At 70.8% G+C, this 15,841-nt stretch carries 12 protein-coding genes and 1 pseudogene; 7 read left to right on the top strand and 6 right to left on the bottom strand.

The window, feature by feature from the left end:
- Positions 1–1,465 precede the first annotated feature (1,465 nt).
- Both ABZ721_RS10610 and ABZ721_RS10605 read left to right on the top strand, forming a co-directional pair.
- On the top strand, positions 1,466–1,837 hold the full coding sequence (locus ABZ721_RS10610) for a hypothetical protein (protein WP_358788242.1): 372 nt from the start codon (positions 1,466–1,468) through the stop codon (positions 1,835–1,837).
- Positions 1,838–1,940: 103 nt separating this feature from the next.
- Complete coding sequence (locus ABZ721_RS10605; RefSeq protein WP_358788241.1) at positions 1,941–3,923, top strand: amino acid transporter; 1,983 nt, start codon at positions 1,941–1,943, stop codon at positions 3,921–3,923.
- A gap of 282 nt (positions 3,924–4,205) precedes the next feature.
- On the opposite strand, the gene ABZ721_RS10600 is transcribed toward ABZ721_RS10605, so the two are convergent.
- Together ABZ721_RS10600 and ABZ721_RS10595 are read right to left on the bottom strand one after the other, a co-directional pair.
- The gene (locus ABZ721_RS10600; protein WP_358788240.1) at positions 4,206–5,069 is read right to left on the bottom strand and encodes a helix-turn-helix transcriptional regulator; all 864 of its coding nucleotides are present in this window, start codon (positions 5,067–5,069) and stop codon (positions 4,206–4,208) included.
- Positions 5,070–5,511: 442 nt separating this feature from the next.
- Entirely contained in the window at positions 5,512–6,204 is a 693-nt protein-coding gene (locus ABZ721_RS10595) for a TetR/AcrR family transcriptional regulator C-terminal domain-containing protein (RefSeq protein WP_358788239.1), read from the bottom strand.
- A 53-nt stretch (positions 6,205–6,257) separates the two neighbouring features.
- Here ABZ721_RS10595 and ABZ721_RS10590 point away from each other — a divergent pair, with 53 nt between their 5' ends.
- Both ABZ721_RS10590 and ABZ721_RS10585 read left to right on the top strand, forming a co-directional pair.
- The gene (locus ABZ721_RS10590) at positions 6,258–7,376 is read left to right on the top strand and encodes an NAD(P)/FAD-dependent oxidoreductase (protein ID WP_358788238.1); all 1,119 of its coding nucleotides are present in this window, start codon (positions 6,258–6,260) and stop codon (positions 7,374–7,376) included.
- 270 nt (positions 7,377–7,646) lie between these two features.
- Positions 7,647–8,165 (top strand): annotated as a pseudogene (locus tag ABZ721_RS10585) (phosphatase PAP2 family protein); the annotation flags it as partial.
- Positions 8,166–8,654: 489 nt separating this feature from the next.
- On the opposite strand, the gene ABZ721_RS10580 reads toward ABZ721_RS10585, so the two are convergent.
- The 3 genes from ABZ721_RS10580 to ABZ721_RS10570 all read right to left on the bottom strand — a co-directional run bounded on the left by ABZ721_RS10580 (position 8,655) and on the right by ABZ721_RS10570 (position 12,555).
- Positions 8,655–9,356, bottom strand: coding sequence for a phosphatase PAP2 family protein (locus ABZ721_RS10580; protein ID WP_358788237.1), 702 nt, complete (start codon positions 9,354–9,356; stop codon positions 8,655–8,657).
- 345 nt (positions 9,357–9,701) lie between these two features.
- Positions 9,702–10,907 carry a SpoIIE family protein phosphatase gene (locus ABZ721_RS10575; protein ID WP_358788236.1) on the bottom strand — a complete coding sequence of 402 codons (1,206 nt, stop codon included), beginning with the start codon at positions 10,905–10,907 and terminating at the stop codon, positions 9,702–9,704.
- A gap of 43 nt (positions 10,908–10,950) precedes the next feature.
- Positions 10,951–12,555 carry an ATP-binding protein gene (locus tag ABZ721_RS10570; RefSeq protein WP_358788235.1) on the bottom strand — a complete coding sequence of 535 codons (1,605 nt, stop codon included), beginning with the start codon at positions 12,553–12,555 and terminating at the stop codon, positions 10,951–10,953.
- Positions 12,556–12,667: 112 nt separating this feature from the next.
- Here ABZ721_RS10570 and ABZ721_RS10565 point away from each other — a divergent pair, with 112 nt between their 5' ends.
- Positions 12,668–13,441 carry a response regulator gene (locus tag ABZ721_RS10565; RefSeq protein ID WP_358788234.1) on the top strand — a complete coding sequence of 258 codons (774 nt, stop codon included), beginning with the start codon at positions 12,668–12,670 and terminating at the stop codon, positions 13,439–13,441.
- Positions 13,442–13,503: 62 nt separating this feature from the next.
- On the opposite strand, the gene ABZ721_RS10560 is transcribed toward ABZ721_RS10565, so the two are convergent.
- Positions 13,504–13,686: a hypothetical protein gene (locus ABZ721_RS10560; protein WP_358788233.1), complete on the bottom strand. Its 183-nt coding sequence runs from the start codon at positions 13,684–13,686 to the stop codon at positions 13,504–13,506.
- Between the two features lie 381 nt (positions 13,687–14,067).
- Between ABZ721_RS10560 and ABZ721_RS10555 the strand changes: the two genes are divergently transcribed.
- Entirely contained in the window at positions 14,068–14,352 is a 285-nt protein-coding gene (locus ABZ721_RS10555) for a hypothetical protein (RefSeq protein WP_358788232.1), read from the top strand.
- Positions 14,353–14,362: 10 nt separating this feature from the next.
- The coding region (locus tag ABZ721_RS10550) for a tetratricopeptide repeat protein (RefSeq protein WP_358788231.1) at positions 14,363–15,841 on the top strand (1,479 nt) is incomplete at its 3' end.

The following is a 15,841-nucleotide window of genomic DNA, read 5'->3' as shown; positions in this document are numbered from 1 at the left end:
TCACGACAACGTCGGCCGGATCGGACGGCTCTGGTTGGGCCCCGTCCGATCCGGCCGATGCAAGGGAACAAGCATCGCCGAAGTCGACGGACGTGGACCCACCGGCCGTGACGGAGTGAGCCCGGCCCCTCCGCCGGAGGGCCTCTGATCCATAGGGGCGGGTGCTCACCGGGCTCGTTGTTCATGGTCACCGGTTCCCGTTCACCGGCCGCCGCGTACCCGGCCCCGCGAGCCGGACCGCGCTTGCGCCCTGCGTGTTCCGAGTCGGCCAGCGAGGGAGCGCAGTCACCGGAGCCGCACCAGCCCATCGGGGGCCACCCGGACAGCCGGATCCGCTCGACCGGGAATGCGTCCCGCTTGCCGATCCGGCCGGCAGGACCACCTACGACGGCTACAACATCAACGACGATGCCCCCGCCGCGTGTTGCCCGTTCCGGGCCGGTGTGGGCCGGAACGGGTCAGTGCCAATGATCGACCACAGCTCCCGCTCTCGGTCCAGCAGTTTCTCCACCGCCGCTTGCTCGGCCTCGCTCCAGCCCAACGACGCTGCGTGCAGCGTCCCATCGGGATCGCGCCAGGCCGCGGTGGGAACAGCGTAGGGGGGCAGCCGTTGGTACAGGGCGATCAAGTCACAGCGGGTGCGGTGCAGGGCTAGCCGGGCCTGGTCCCGCTGCTCGAGGTCGGACGGGGGCGCCAGGCGCCCACCGGTCGTACGTTCGCACGCTGTCTCTTCTCGCATGATTCTCGATTACTTTGGGTAATATTCTGCCGCACTTCCGCTACTCATAGCTATACCCAGGGACAGGTTCAGGGGAACGGCCCACCCGCGCCTCTTGCCCACGAATCACGGCGGACGGCCTCCGGGCGCTGGCGTCCAAGTGGCGCGATCTTGCCGAGGACTGCGCATCCGAACCTGAATGACGGCGTACCGCCGGCCCCGCGGAGCGGATCCGCTCTCCGCCGGTCAGGCCGCACCCCTGCTGCTGGGGGCTTCCCGGCCCCCGTCACCCAGGCCCGCGCCCGCATCGCAAACACGACCACCACAAGGGATGCGGTCCGCATCACCGAAGCCGTCCTGGGATCCCTCGTGAGGCGTGGGTCGGTGCGGGCCATCCTGACGGGGCGGTGGCACCGTTCGCTCGTTCGAGTGAGGGGCTGGAGCGTCGCGATCCGGCCAGGTTCCCGAGCCCGGCAGCATGACCCGCCGGGGGGACCGTGATGCACGCCCGGGTACCGCTCACAGCCCCGTGGTCACCAACGGCCGGCCCCCGGCGCCACGCCGCCCGTCCACCCCAGGAGCACAGCAGCATGGACCTGCCGTTCCCCACCGAGTCCGGCGCCCTGCTCAGCCAGGCACTGCAGACGATGTACGGCCTCGTCCAGCGCTATGAGATCGCCAGCGGAGAAATTCGTCCTGGACACCCACGGTCGCCAGGAGCGCGTGCCCGTATCCGGCACCCTGAGCGTGAGCACCGGTGCCGGCCACGACGACCTGGCCCGGCAGATGTGCAGCGTGGACCTGCACCCCTTGGCGTTCCTCGCCGAGGCCAACGCACCGGAACGGGGCGCGCTGCCCCTTCAGCTCGACGCGGGCAACCCCGTATCCGGTTCAGCGCTCACCCCGGTCGACCCGGAAAAGCTCTACCTTCAGGTCAACCGCATGATCAATCCGATCAGCTGGCCCCAACTGCTGGGGAACTTCCTCGTCGAGTCCCCCAGAGCCACCCGCCGTATGTCCGGGTCAGGCGGCCATGGGAGTCTTCTCGGCCGGGGCCGCGCGCACGACGGGCGGATCCGCACCCTTGGCCGCGCCGGCCGTTACGTACATCGCCGCTGACGGGGTACTACGGGGAGGGTCGCGCACTGGGTGATCGTCGGGCTCTCGCAGGCGCCGGGTGACTGGGCGCTGTGCCGGGTCGAAGGAAAGGGTTATCGGGGTTATGGAACGTCAGAAGGATCTGGCGGTGCCGGAGGTAGTGGACTCTCCCGCGCTGCGGCTGCCGCCGACGAAGGGCCTGGCGGGGTGGATGCTGCGGCACCGGGTCCAGCCGGTCGGGCCGGCGACCGGCGAGGGGCACGCCGAGCAGCACCCGTGGTGGAAGGTGATGTGCCTGACCGGGGTGGACTACTTCTCCAGCCTGGCGTACGTGCCGGCGATCGCGGCGCTGGCGGCGGGGGCGGTGTCGCCGCTGGCGACGCTGCTGATCGTCGCGTTGACGCTGGTGGGGATGTTGCCGATGTACCGACGGGTCGCCAAGGAGAGCTCACAAGGCGCCGGGTCGGTGGCCATGCTGGAGGATCTGCTGCCGTTTTGGCAGGGGAAGCTGTTCGTACTGGTCCTGCTCGGCTTCGTCGCCACCTCGTGGATCATCACCATCACGTTGTCCACCGCCGACGCGTCGGTGCATGTCGTGGAGAACCCCTTCTTCCCTGCGGCGTTGCACGGGCACGAGGTGGGTCTGACCGTGGTGCTCTTGCTGCTGCTGGGCGGGGTGTTCCTGCTCGGCTTCAACGAGGCCGTGAAGGTCGCCATTCCGCTGGTCGCGGTGTTCCTGCTGCTCAACGCGGTGGTCATCGGGGTGGGTCTGGTGCAGGTGTTCACCACCCCGGGAGCCTGGACGGCGTGGACGCATGCCCTGACCGACGGCGGAGGCGGCTTCGGTCATATCCTCAAGCCCGCGTTGCTGGCGTTCCCGTTGCTGGTCCTGGGATTGTCCGGGTTCGAGACGGGGGTGAGCATGATGCCGCTGATCGCCGCCGAGGGCGCCAGCCCCAAAGAGCAACTGCAGGCGAGGATCCGCAACGCCCGCAAGCTGCTGACGACGGCCGCGCTGGTGATGAGCGTGTACCTGTTGGCCGCGAGCTTCGTGACCACCGTCCTGATCCCCCACGAGCTGTTCGAGTCCGGCGGGGCCGCCAACGGGCGGGCGCTGGCCTGGCTGGCGCACGAACACATCGGCGAGGCGTTCGGCACCGTCTACGACGTCAGCACCATCCTCATCCTGTGGTTCGCCGGCGCCTCCGCCATGGCCGGCCTGATCAACATCGTCCCGCGCTATCTGCCCGACTACGGCATGGCTCCCGAATGGGGACGCGCGGTCCGCCCCGTCGTGCTGGTCTACACAGCCCTGTGTGTCCTGATCACCATCGCCTTCAACGCCGACGTCGACGCCCAGGCCGGCGCCTACGCCACCGGCATCCTCGCGATGATGGTCTCCGGCGCGTTCGCCGTCACCGTCTCCGCCCTGCGCCGCCGCCGACGGGCCGCCACCGCGGGGTTCGCCGCGCTCACGGCCGTGCTGCTCTACGCGCTGATCGCGAACATCGTCGACAAGCCCAACGGCATCGTCATCTCCGGCATCTTCATCGCCGGGATCATCGTCGTCTCTCTGATCTCGCGCATCTCGCGCACCACCGAACTGCGCGCCGAGCGCATCGCCTTCGACCCGGCCGCCCGCCAGTTCATCACCGACACCCTCGCCCACGACCAGGCGATCAACATCATCGCCAACCGGCGCCAGACAGGCGACCGGGCCGAGTACGCCGAGAAGGAACGCGAACAGCGCGGCACCAACCCGGTGCCCGGCCCCGCCGACGTGCTGTTCCTCGAGATCGATGTGGTCGACCCGTCCGATTTCAGCGAGACCCTCACCGTTCACGGGGTCGAGGTCGACGGCTATCGGATCCTGCGCGCGAGTGCTCCGGCCGCCCCCAACGCCATCGCGACGATCCTGCTCGCCCTGCGGAATGCCACCGGCGTCAAGCCCCACTGCTACTTCGCGTGGGCGGAAGGCAGCCCGCTGGTCCACATGATCCGCTACTTCCTGCTCGGCCGCGGCGACACCGCACCCGTCACCCGCGAGATCATCCGCCAACACGAACCCGACCCCGAGCGCCGCCCCGGCATCCACGTCGGCGGCTGACCATCCACCCGGCGAGACCGGAGGTGCCGTCGGCGGCCCCCTGGGCGATGACCCCGGGGGGCGAGACCGGCGGCCACCGGTCGAACCACTGATCTGATCCCGATCACCCTGCCGGAGCGCGGACCAGCAGGGTGATCGCCTTCATCGCGGTGCGCGGCCGGTCCTCGTCGCCTCCCCTTTGCACCGCCGCGGCGAGCAGGCGCCCCCGGCACTGCGACGCCGCGCAACAAGGCGACACGCACGCGGGAAGGCTTCGCCGAGGCGTCTCTTCGCCCATGAGCCTCAGCTCGCCGGCGAGGCCTTGTGTGGGGTTGGGCCTGTGAACCCGGCGCCGATATGGGACTTGAGGGCCTCGGTGATGAGCTGCCCGGAAGCGACCGGGTCCAGTGCCCTGGTCTGCAATCGCTTGTGGATGACGTTGAAGCGTTCCACGTCCGAGGGTTTCTCCAGATAGCGGTCGTTCGTCGGTCCCTCCAGATACACGGTGCTGCGGTCCGAGGCATCCGTGAAGTGGACGATCGCGAATCGCCCCGCCATGCCGGGGTGCGCTCCCACGTGGTGCGGGAGGATCTGTACGGTGACATTCGGCCGGAGGCCGTCGTCGAGCAGCTGCTCCAACTGCTCCCGCATGATGTCGCCGCCGCCGACCACGCGCAGCAGGGCTGACTCGTCCAGCACAATCGACAGGCGCAGCGGGCGGTCCGGAGTGTCGATCCGCCTCCGGCGCAGCGACCTGACGTGACCCCAGGTGTCGATCTGTTCCGGCGTGGAGTGCGGGATCGTTCCTGCAATGACGGCACGGGCGTAGGAGGGAGTTTGCAGCAGCTCGGGAATTATCAGGGATTCGTAGCAGTAAAGGGCCGCAGCGTCGGTCTCGAGGTCGAGGTAGGCGCTGTGCGGGATTTCTCCGTACTCCTTCCACCAGCCCGACTGACCCGAGGCTTCGGCCATGCGCATCAGCGCCTCGACCATGTGCGGGTCCTCGACGCGGTACAGCTCGCAGAGGTCGCGGACATCGCGTGAACTGACCTTGCGGCGGCCGTTTTCCAAGAGGCTGATTTTCGCTTGCGAGACCAGCAACTCTTTTGCCACTTGCCGAGCTGTCAGACCTCTGATCATGCGCAGCTTGCGGAACTCCGCACCCACGCGGCGTCGTTCAACAGTAGGATTAACGTGCGCTGACACCGAACGACTGCCTCCGCGATGGAACCGAGGGACAGCCGTCAGACTGTCCTACCGCTGCATGCTCAGCGGCCACCTGCAGAATAGGCGGTCCGGGTTGCAGAAACGATCACCTCATGCCCTTCCAGTATGAAGTCGTTCTGGTCGGCGGGTGACGGGACACCATCCCGTGCCGACGCGGGGCCCGGCGACCATGGGACTGTCGTACTGCGTTCCACGCAGGCTGCGGCGAAGTACGCGAAATACATTCCCAGGCTCGGTGGACGACCGGCGCCGCGTGCCGCCGTCTCGTGTCCGGCGAAGTGACAGCGCTCTGGGGCGTACCGCGGAGCATCGGTGGTGGCGCAAGTCGGTACGGCTCGTGGCGGCTGGCCCGACATCGCTCACCTGCGGCGAGGGGCGACAGTCACGCTGACGGCCGGCTGATCTGGGCGGCCACGGCGTCGAGGACCCAGTCCAGGCCAGTCGCGAAGGACGCCTCGGCGTTGACCTCCGTGGCGTCGTGTACGGCCTTGGCCAGTGCCGGGAAGTGGCCGGTGGCCAACATCTTCGTCAGATGCGGGCCGGCGGCGCGCTGCCAGTCCCGCTTGGACAGGCCCGTGGCGCGCTCAGCCCGCAGGTTGGTGATCTCGCGTCGGATCGCGCCGGTGAAGTAGGCGCTGACCGTCTCCACAATGCGCATGACGGTGTCGATGTCGGCCAGGCCGTCGAGAGCGGTCAAGGTGGCCTCGGCCAGGGCAAGGCCGTTGGGGCCGAAGGCCGGGCGGCCGCCGAGCAGGTCGGCCAGCCATTCGTGCCGCAGGGCGGCCTGCCGGGTGCGGTGGGCGAGGCCGCGCAGCGCCTCCCGCCAATCCCCGGGCTGCTCCTCGGGGAGGATCTCGGCCTGGACCGCGTCCACCATGAGGTCGAACAGCTCCTGCTTGGTGGCGATGTAGCCGTACAGCCGCATCGGGCCGGCGTTCAGCCGGGCGGCGACTTTGCGCAACGACACCGCCTCCAGGCCGCCCCCGTCGGCCAGCGCGACGGCGGCGGCGACGATCCGCTCCCGGTCAAGGGGCACGGGGCGAGTGGGCGGCTCCGGCCGGTCCCAGACAGACATGGTCACACCGTTCCGTTGCGTTGCAGGGGCGTCGAGAAATACAGTGTATCGCCATGAGACACCGTATCGCCGTGGTCGGGTGCGGCCCCGCCGGCCTGACCTTCGCCCGCGTCCTGCACCGCCATGGCTACCCCGTCACCGTCCTCGAACGCGATCCCGCCCCCGACGCCCGCCCTCCGGGCGGCACCCTGGACCTGCACGAGGGCCTGGGCCAACGCGCTTTGGACAAGGCGGGGTTGCTGACGGATTTCCAGGCGGTCTCACGCCCCGAGGGGCAGGCCATGCGCATCCTGGACACGGACGGAACCGTTCTGCGCGACTGGCGACCCGCTCCCGAGGACCGGTCCAATCCGGAGATCGACCGCGGGCAACTGCGCGACCTCCTGCTCGGTCCGCTCGCAGTCCAGTGGGGACGGGGCGTGACGCAGGTGGTACCGGGGAGCGGGGAGGGCGTACGGGTCGAGGGCGCGGACGGACGACAGGAGACGTTCGACCTCGTGGTCGGCGCCGACGGAGCCTGGTCCCGCGTCCGTCCGGCCGTCTCCTCGGTGGCGCCGCACTACACCGGCGTCACCTCGATCGAGACCTCGATCGACGACGTCGACACCCGCCACCCCGACCTCGCCCGGCTGATCGGCGACGGTTCGGTGGCGGTGTACGGCGTGAACCGCAGCCTGGTCGCCCAGCGCAATAGCGGCGGCCACGTGAAGGTGTACACCAAGTTCCGCGCCCCGCTGGACTGGCACGCCCACCTGGATCTGGCCGATGCGGAGGCCGTGCGAGCGAGCCTGCTGACGCTGTTCGACGGTTGGGCCGCTCCCGTCCTCGACCTCTTCCGCCACGGCACCGCGTTCGTTCACCGCCCCTTCTTCGTGCTGCCCGTGTCCCATACCTGGACCCACGTGGTCGGGGTGACGCTGCTGGGAGACGCCGCCCACCTGATGCCCCCGCTGGGGGCGGGCGCGAACCTCGCGATGCTGGAAGGCGCCGAACTCGCCGAGGCCATCGCCACCGGGCCGGGCGACCTGGACGCGACGGTCCGCGCCTTCGAGGAGCGGATGTGGGAGCGGGCCGGCCGGTGGGCGCAGATCACCACGGCCGGGCTGGAACGCCTGGTGAGCCCGGACCCTGCCGAGGCCCTCGCGCTCTTCGACCACGTCCAGCCGGCCTGACCGCCGCATGAGAGCGTCGGCGCTCCCCCGCCGGACCGCAGCCCGTACGGGGATCCTGCCCGGCGCGCTGGCCAGCGACCGCGCTGCTCGCCTCGCACGAGACTCACCCCTGACCTGCCCGAAGGAGCCAGGTCGTGGAACCGCACGGCACCCGCTATCGTCTACAAGGCTGTAGTCGTCAAGGTACTGGTCGCCCCACCGCCATGCGGGCGCCCGCTGCACAGTCCGCCTTGTCTGCCGGGGCGCCAGAACCACGGAGGCCGTCACGTGATGACGACATCGACCGCACCCATGCAACGCTTGCAAGGGGCGTCGATCGACGGCGGCCTGTACGGCGACGCCACCGATTTCGCCCGCCACACGCACTGGCTGAATGGGCCGATGTTCGCCTACACCACCTACGGCATCGCCCTGTTCGCGGTGTTCCTGCTGGCCGGCTGGTGGCTCGCCCGCCGCCAGGGCCCGGCCGTGATGGCGGCAGCACTCGCCGCCCCGATCGCCTGCGTGCTGGCGTTTGTGGTGAGCACCGGCATCAAGTCGATCTTCACCGAGCCCCGCCCGTGCCGAGCACTGCCGCGCGACTTCCTGATCGAGAAGTGCCCGCCCCTGAACGACTACGCCTTTCCCAGCAACCACACCGCAGTCGCGGCCGCCGTCGCCGCAGCGCTGTTCCTCGTCAGCTGGCGCCTGGGCGTGCTCGCCGCGCTGGTGATGGCCGCCTCCCGGGTCTACGTCGGCGCGCACTACCCGCACGACGTCGTGGTCGCTCTCGTGGTCGGAGGCACCGTCGGAGTCGCCACCGCCGGGGGCGCGCGCCGCCTCGCCGCCCCCCTGGTGAACCGCCTGCGCCACGGCGCCCTGCGCCCCCTGAGCGGAACGGCCCGCGCACCGCATACGCGAGCGGGAGTCCGGTACGGGACTCCGGACCCGTCGGCGCCGCACCCGTGCCGCGGGGACGCTCGGCTGAGCAATCGATACGGACCTCCTCTTCCAGCCGCTCGCCCGGCGCGTTTGACGCCACGGTGCCGGCCGACCAGTCCCCCTGTTCTCCGCCGCCGCGGATTCCAGTGCATCGGCCGCTCCCCACGCGGACGCCTTCGCAAGGCACGTCGGCTGTGCGTGGGTTTGCGCCCCTGCAGGTCGCCGGCGGCCGCCCGTCGGCGTCGCGCAGCGGCGGCACCTGACCCGAGGAGTGCACGGCGGAACGGCGGTGGGCACGAGGGCGCGGTGCGCGGCCTTCGGCTGGTCGCGGGCCCCAGGAGGTGGTCGCTCTGCCGCTTACGATCCACCGCCGGGCGACGTGCCGTCCGCGGGCCGGCGCGGGAGGTACACCGCGCTGACGGCCGTGCCCAGGCTGATCCAGGCAGCGGCCAGCAGCCACCCGGCGAGCACATCGGTGAGCCAGTGCACGCCGAGGTAGATCCGGGTGCAGCCGACCAGGACGGCCCAGCACGCCAGGAGCGCGACGGCCACGCGGGCGGCCGCCGGCCGGCAGCGGCGGAGCACCGCCCACGCGAGCAGGCCTGCGGCCATGGCCGAGGTGGTGGTGTGTCCGGAGGGGAAAGCGAAGCGGGATGCGTGCGTGGCCCAGTCCCCGGTGGGCGGACGGGCCCGCCCGATCACTTGCATCAACCCCGTCCGCAGGACCTGGCCGAGGGCGAGGAACGCCAGCGCCCCTCCGGCCGCGTACAGCCGTTGCCGGCGGTCGCGCACGGCGAGAATGCCGGCGGCCAGCGCCATCGCGTACGGCCACACCCCGGTGCCGGTCGCGGTGATCCACCGGGCCGCGGTGAGCGCGCCCCGGGGGCGGTGGGTCAGCGCCCAGACGTGCGTGGCGTGATCGCCGGGGAGCAGGGCACCGTGCCGGGCGCCGACCAGGATCGCGAGCAGGGCGAAGCCGGCGCCGCCGGCCACTCCGGTGATCCAGACAACGGAGGAGCGGGTGGACGACGTGGGCTGTCGTGCCTCGGCCGTTCTCATGACGCGAGCACCTCGCCGCAACCCCCTCGCCGTGCGGGTCCGGCACCCCGCCTGCGCGGGTGAACCGTCGCCGAAACTTACGTCTACAACACTGTAGACGATCGCACGGGTGTGATCGTTCCCGGTCGGCGCCCATGCGGGGGTGAGGCCACGGTGGAGGCGGTGCGCACCCTGACGGCAGCGCCGCGCCGGTGACGTCGATGGCGTGCACGACGATGGCCCAACCGGCCACGCGGGAAGCGGATCCCTTGCCGGCGCGCGCCGCTCCCCCGGCGTGAGGGAAGCGCACCGCGCCACCGGATTCAGGGCCGAGCGTCCTGCGGCCGGGGGCGCAATTGCGCAGCCTCAGGGACGGGTGGGGAGGTGGCCCCAGTCCAGGCGCAGGACGGCCAGGTCGTCGGAGTGGCGTCCGGCGTTCAGTTCGTGGGTCTTGCTGATCAGCAGGTCGAGATGGGCGGCCGGACTGATCGCCGGCAGCTGCGCGATCAGGACGAGCAGCCCGTCCACGCCCAGGCGCTCCTCCTCGAGCCCGTTGCGTCCCTCCGTCAGGCCATCGGTGTACAGCGTCAGGGCGCCGCGGGTCGGGAGTGGGACGACCGTGGGGGGCCAGTTGCACAGCCCCGGGGCGATGCCCAGGGCGACACCGTGGGCGGTGGTCAGTTCCCGGGTGCCCTCGGGGGTGGTCAGCAGCGGCTCGTGGTGGCCGGCCAGGTGCAAGGTGGCGGTGGCGGCGTCCTGGTCGAGGGTGAGCAGGGTGCAGGTGGCGAACAGCCACTGGCTGCCCCGCTCCGCGAGCAGGATGCGTTCCATCAGGTGCAGCAGGTCCGTTCCGCGGTGTCCGCCGAGCACCAGGGAGCGCCAGGCGATGCGCAGACAGACCCCCAGAGCGGCGGCGTCCGGGCCGTGGCCGCTGACGTCCCCGACCACCGCGTGCAGCAGCCCGTCCTCTCCCTCCACGACATCCAGGAAGTCCCCGCCGAGCAGGGCCATCGCCGCGCCGGGCAGATAGCGGGAGGTCACCGTCACCGTGGAGGTGTCGAGGATCGGTTGGGGCAGCAGCCCCCGCTCCAGGCGGGCGTTCTCCTCCGCCCGCAGCCGGGTCGCCTGCGCGTCGCTGTTGGCCCGTTCGGTCCGGCTGCGGTATACGGCGTAGCGCACCGCGCGGTGCAGCAGCTCCGGGTCGACCTTGCCCTTGACGAGGTAGTCCTGCGCGCCGGCGGCCATCGCTTCGGCACCGGCCTGCCCCTCGGACAGCCCGGTCAGGACGATCACCGCGGTGTGCGGGGACAGCGCGCGCACGGCGGTGACGGCGGCGGTGCCCGCCACGTCGGGCAGGTGCAGGTCCAGCAGGACGCAGTCGATGGGCTGGGCGGCGAGTGCGGCGCGAGCGGCCTCCAGGGTGGTCCGGGTGGTCAGTTCGAAGCGCAGCGCCGTGTCGTGCAGGAGTTCCTCGACGAGCAGGGCGTCGCCCGCATCGTCCTCGATCAGCAGGATGCGGTAGACCGGCTCGCCGGAGCCCGGGGCCGGCCCGTCCGCCGTCGCCGCGCTCATCGTGCCCGCTCGCGGGCTGGCGCGGGCACCGGGAGCGGGGCGGTCATGCCTGCTCCGCGGTGGCCTGAAGCGCCAGGGGCTCGGTGGCCAGGCTGGTGACCTGGGGTGGTTCGGGTGCCAGGGTGAAGGTGATGCGGGTGCCGTCGCGGTAGTCGGGGTCGACGGCGATGGTGCCCCCGTGGAATTCGACGATCTTCTTGCACATCGCCAGGCCGATACCGCTGCCGCTGTAGACGTCCTTGGTGTGCAGCCGCTGGAAGATGACGAAGACCTGCTCGGCGTATTCCGGGGCGATGCCGATGCCGTTGTCGGTGACGGAGAACCGCCACAGGTCGTCGTCGCGCGCCGCGCTGATGTGGATCGTCGGGGCCTTGCCCGGGCGGTGGAACTTGACGGCGTTGCCGATCAGGTTCTGGAAGAGCATCCCCATCTGGGTGGGGTCGGCGACCAGTTCGGGCAGCGCGTCGTGGGTGATGATGGCGCCGGCCTCCTCGATGCTGACGCTCAGCGCCGACAACGTCTGCTCCACCACTTGCTCCATCGGCAGGCACTGGTGGGTGTTGCGGAGCCGGCCGACACGGGAGAAGGCGAGCAGGTCGTTGATGAGGGTCTGCATGCGGTTCGCCGCATCGACCGCGAAATCGATGTACTGATCCCCCCGCGCGTCCAGCTGCCCCGCATAGCGCCGCCGGAGCAGCTGCGTGAAGCTGGAGATCTTGCGCAGCGGCTCCTGCAGGTCGTGCGAGGCCACGTAGGCGAACTGCTCCAGCTCGACGTTGGACCGCCGCAGGTCCGCGGCCTGGGCGTCCAGCCGCAGCCGAGCCTCTTCCGTGAAGGCCAGTTCGTGGACCAGGCGCCGCCGCATGGAGTCGATCTCGCCGCTCAGGCGGCGCAGGTCCGCGGGTCCTGTCGGGGTGATGGGGTGCTCGAAGTCACCGCCCGCGATGGTCCGCGCATCGGTCCCGAGCCGCTCCAGCGGCACATTGATGCCGCGCCGCAAGCCCTCGAAGACCAGGGCCGCCAGGAGCACCATCACGCCGGCGATCGCGCTGAACACCCAGTTCCGCAGGGCGAGGGTGGCCATCAGGTCGTCCCGCGCCTGGGCGCGCTCCGCTCGCAGACGATCCTGCAGCCGGGTCAGTGCGGCGCGAATGGCATCGAAGTCCGCCTTGCCCTGCGCGGCCTGCTCGATGGCCAGCAGTGAGGGCGTGCCGGACGGCGTGGCCGCCACCGGGCGGGCGATGCGCTCCTGCCAGCGGGTCACGGCGTCCTGCACGGCTTGCAAGTCGCCTTGAGCGGCGCGCTTGCCGTGCAGCAGTTCGGTCAGGCGGGCGGTGTTCTCCGCCTGCTCGGTCAAGCCCTGCCGGTAGGGGTCCAGGAAGTCCGGGGTGCCGGTGAGGCCGTAGCCGCGGATGCCGGTTTCCTGGTTGAGCAGGGCCGCTTCCAAGATGAACGACGTAGACAGCGCGGGAGAGCGCCGGTCGACCAGCTCCGTGCTGAGCGATCCGGTCCGGCCCAGGACCCAGGCTCCCAGGGCCCCGAGCAGGGTCAGCAGTACCAGGGCCGCGGTCGCCCCTACCCGCAGCCATCGGCGGGTCGTCCAGGTGGACAGCCCCCGCCCGCGCAACTGCCCTTTGCCGCCGGTCATCGTGTGCACTCCTCGTCGTGACAGCCACCGTGAGTGGGGCGCCGCGTGCACACTCTAGAGCCTGGACAACGATTGTTGTCACGGGGTCCCGCAAGGGCTTAAAGTGCCGGGTATGCCCGGCAAGAACTTCGTATTGCGGACCTCCCCACAGGAGACGGCCGCCCTCGCGGACGCGGGGGTCAACGCCCTTGCGCAGCGCCTGGCCCGCCAACTGCTCCAGGACCCGGTGTCTGCCGCGATCGGCGAGCCGGCGCAGGCGCTGGCCTTGCTGCATGCGCTGGACCAGCTCCAGCAGGCCGCCGAACGGCTCCAGCGGGACGCGGCCGTGGACGCCGCCCGCGCGGGGGCCGGCTACCCGCAGATCGGCGACGCCTGCGGTATGACCCGCCAGGGCGCCCGCCGCCGCTGGCCGGGGCTCTTCCACCACTCAGACGACAAACCCACGGAGCAACCGCTGATGACCACCCCCGCCCGCGCCTTCGACGTCCTGCTCGTCGAGGACGACGTCGCCGACGCCATGCTCATCGAGGAAGCCCTCACCGAGCGTGGCGCCCGCAACCTGGTCCAGGTCACCGACGGCGTCGCGGCTCTGGAGTACCTGCGCGGGCCGGACAGCGTGCGCCCGGACCTGATCGTGCTGGACCTGAACATGCCCCGCATGAACGGCCGCGACCTGCTGAAGGTCCTGAAGAACGACGAGGACCTGCAGACCATCCCCGTCGTGGTCCTCACCACCTCCACCGCCCCGGACGACGTCACCGGCGCGTACACCAGCCACGCCAACGCCTACGTGGCCAAGCCGGTCAACCTGGAGGAGTTCGAGCGGGCCGTGCAGAGCATCGACACCTTCTACCTCGAAACCGCGGCCCGCCCGCCCCGCACCTGAACGACTGCGGTGGTGACGGCGCGCAGCACTGCCTCGTGGCGGCCCACGGACCGCACCGGCCGTCACGCGGCGAGACCGGCGGTGCGGGTGAGCGTGTCGAGCCCGTGAGCGCTGGGCGCGGAGGTGCGGGTGAAGGGGTCCGGCCCGGCCCGCCACCGCCAGGTGTACGCGCCCTTCTGGTCCGGGCAGCAGCGCGGGGTGGTGTCGCTGGAGGTGCCGCAGAGCCTTGCGGGGGTCTGCGGCACCGGCGCCGTGGCCTGAGACGTATGCCCTGCGGAGGATGGCCTTCAGAAACTCGATTGACCGGCGGAGCCTGCGGATCGACCGGTGCGGCTGCGGATCTCGGTTCTCCTGGACGGGCGCCGGCTTCTGGTGCCGCCGAGCATGTGTATGTCTCCGTCTCGTGACAGAACGGCCTTCCTCACTCCTGGGTGTCTTGGGCCTCGTAGCGTTGTTACGGCATGGAGTTCGGCGTTGACGGCGAGGGGTGGGTTATGGATCCGGTATCGGTCGCACTACTTCTGGCCGTGGCGGGTGGTGCTGCGGGAGGTGCGGGGCAGCAGATGTGGAGTTCGCTGACCGCTCTGATACGGCGCACTCCACGGCCGGCCACGCCGGAAGGTGCGGTGGAGCCCGTCTCTGGTCGGGTCGAGCTCGCCGCCCTCGCGCAGTCCCCCGCCGACCCGGACCGGGCGCGGGCGCTGGCGGTGATCCTGACCGCCCGCGCGCAGGCTGACCCGGACTTCGCCCATGCGCTCGCGGCCTGGCAGCGGGAAGCTGCCGCCCAGCAGACCGGCGAGGGCAATGTGTCCAGCAGCATCTCCGGCGGTCACCAGGACAACGTCGTCGTAGCCCGGGACATCTCCGGGCCGATGACCTTCGGCACTCCGCCCGCCCGTCCCACGAGCTAGGGACAGCGGCGTGGCTGCGTCTTCCGACGGCGACGTCGCCAGCAGCATCTCCGGCGGGCACCAGGACAACGTCGTCATAGCCCGGGATATCTCCGGGCCGATCACCATCACCGCTGGTGGGGCGCGTACACCGCGGTACTTGCAGGATCCGGATAATTGGCCGCTCGCCCGAGCCTGGGAGGCGCTGGCCGCGGGCGCCCATCGGACCCGGCTTGGTGACGACGGCAGCGCCGTGCCGCCCTACGTTGCCCGGGACCAGGACACGCTCCTGCGGGAGCGGATCATGCAGGCCGCCGAACACGGTGGCCTGGTGCTGGTGGTCGGCGACTCCACCGCGGGCAAGACCCGCGCCGCATGTGAAGCCGTACGTGCCGTCCTGCCCGACCACCGGATCCTGGCACCGGCCTGCGGGGAAGACGTGCCCTGGGCGGTGGACGTTGCCGCCCGTACGGGGGTGGCGTGTGTGGTGTGGCTGGATGACCTGGAGAACTTTGTGGGCCCCCAGGAACTGGAACCGGCCCTGCTCGCCGAACTGGTCCGTCTACGGATCCCCGTGGTGGCCACCATGCGCACCCAGCAGTACGACACCTTCAACCCCCAAGCCCATGACCAGGACAGCCCGCACGACCCAGCGTCCTCCAAGCGAGCGCTGGCGGTCGGGGCACGCGTGCTGAACCTGACCGAGCCCGTCGAACTGCAGCGGCTGTGGACCGGCGGCGAACTGGCGCGGGCTGCGGACTGCGACGACAGCCGAGTCATCGACGCCCTGACCCACCACGGCCCTTACGGCATCGCCGAGTACCTCGCAGCAGGCCCCGCCCTCCTCCACCAATGGCGCCGCGCCAACCGGGCCGGAGGCCACCCCCGCGGCGCCGCCCTGGTCGCTGCCGCCGTCGACCTCACCCGCACCGGACTCCGCCCCCCGTATCACCTGGACGTCCTCGCCGCCCTGCACCAGAGCTATCTCGATCAGGCGGGCGGCCCACTGCTGCGCCCCGAATCCCTTGACGAGGCCCTGTCCTGGGCCGGTGACGTACGCTACGGCGTTACCAGCCTCTTGCTGCCTACTGCGGATCCCGGCGCCTGGACGGTCTTCGACTACCTCGTCGACCAGACTTTCACGGCGATCCCTGAGGACGTGTGGGAAGCGGCCCTCACCCATGCGGCGGACGCCTCCGACCGATTCACCGTCGGCGTCCACGCCTACTCGGTAGCGCCCCACATCGCCGAAGCGGCCTGGCTCCCTCTTGCCCACTCGGCTAACCCCGCAGTGGCCTACAACCTCGGGAACCTGCTGACGAACCTGGGGCGGGTCGCGGAGGCCGAGACGTACTACCGCCAGGCCCTCGACGCCGGCGACACCCATGCGGCCAACAACCTCGGGAACCTGCTCACGAACCTGGGGCGGGTCGCGGAGGCCGAGACGTACTACCGCCAGGCCCTCGACGCCGGCGACACCCATGCGGCCAACAACCTCGGGAACCTGCTC

The organism is Streptomyces sp. NPDC006733, from assembly GCF_040636125.1.
Lineage (GTDB): Bacteria > Actinomycetota > Actinomycetes > Streptomycetales > Streptomycetaceae > Actinacidiphila.
The sequence above is the reverse complement of the archived record's forward strand: the minus strand, read 5'-3'. Positions and strand labels throughout refer to the sequence as shown.

What these genes read in the sequence shown, in the direction of transcription:
- ABZ721_RS10605 (WP_358788241.1), top strand. Translation starts at nt 1,941, where the DNA reads ATGGAACGTCAGAAGGATCTGGCGGTGCCGGAGGTAGTGGACTCTCCC.
- ABZ721_RS10595 (WP_358788239.1), bottom strand. Translation starts at nt 6,204, where the DNA reads ATGTCTGTCTGGGACCGGCCGGAGCCGCCCACTCGCCCCGTGCCCCTT.
- ABZ721_RS10590 (WP_358788238.1), top strand. Translation starts at nt 6,258, where the DNA reads ATGAGACACCGTATCGCCGTGGTCGGGTGCGGCCCCGCCGGCCTGACC.
- ABZ721_RS10580 (WP_358788237.1), bottom strand. Translation starts at nt 9,356, where the DNA reads ATGAGAACGGCCGAGGCACGACAGCCCACGTCGTCCACCCGCTCCTCC.
- ABZ721_RS10575 (WP_358788236.1), bottom strand. Translation starts at nt 10,907, where the DNA reads ATGAGCGCGGCGACGGCGGACGGGCCGGCCCCGGGCTCCGGCGAGCCG.
- ABZ721_RS10570 (WP_358788235.1), bottom strand. Translation starts at nt 12,555, where the DNA reads ATGACCGGCGGCAAAGGGCAGTTGCGCGGGCGGGGGCTGTCCACCTGG.
- ABZ721_RS10565 (WP_358788234.1), top strand. Translation starts at nt 12,668, where the DNA reads ATGCCCGGCAAGAACTTCGTATTGCGGACCTCCCCACAGGAGACGGCC.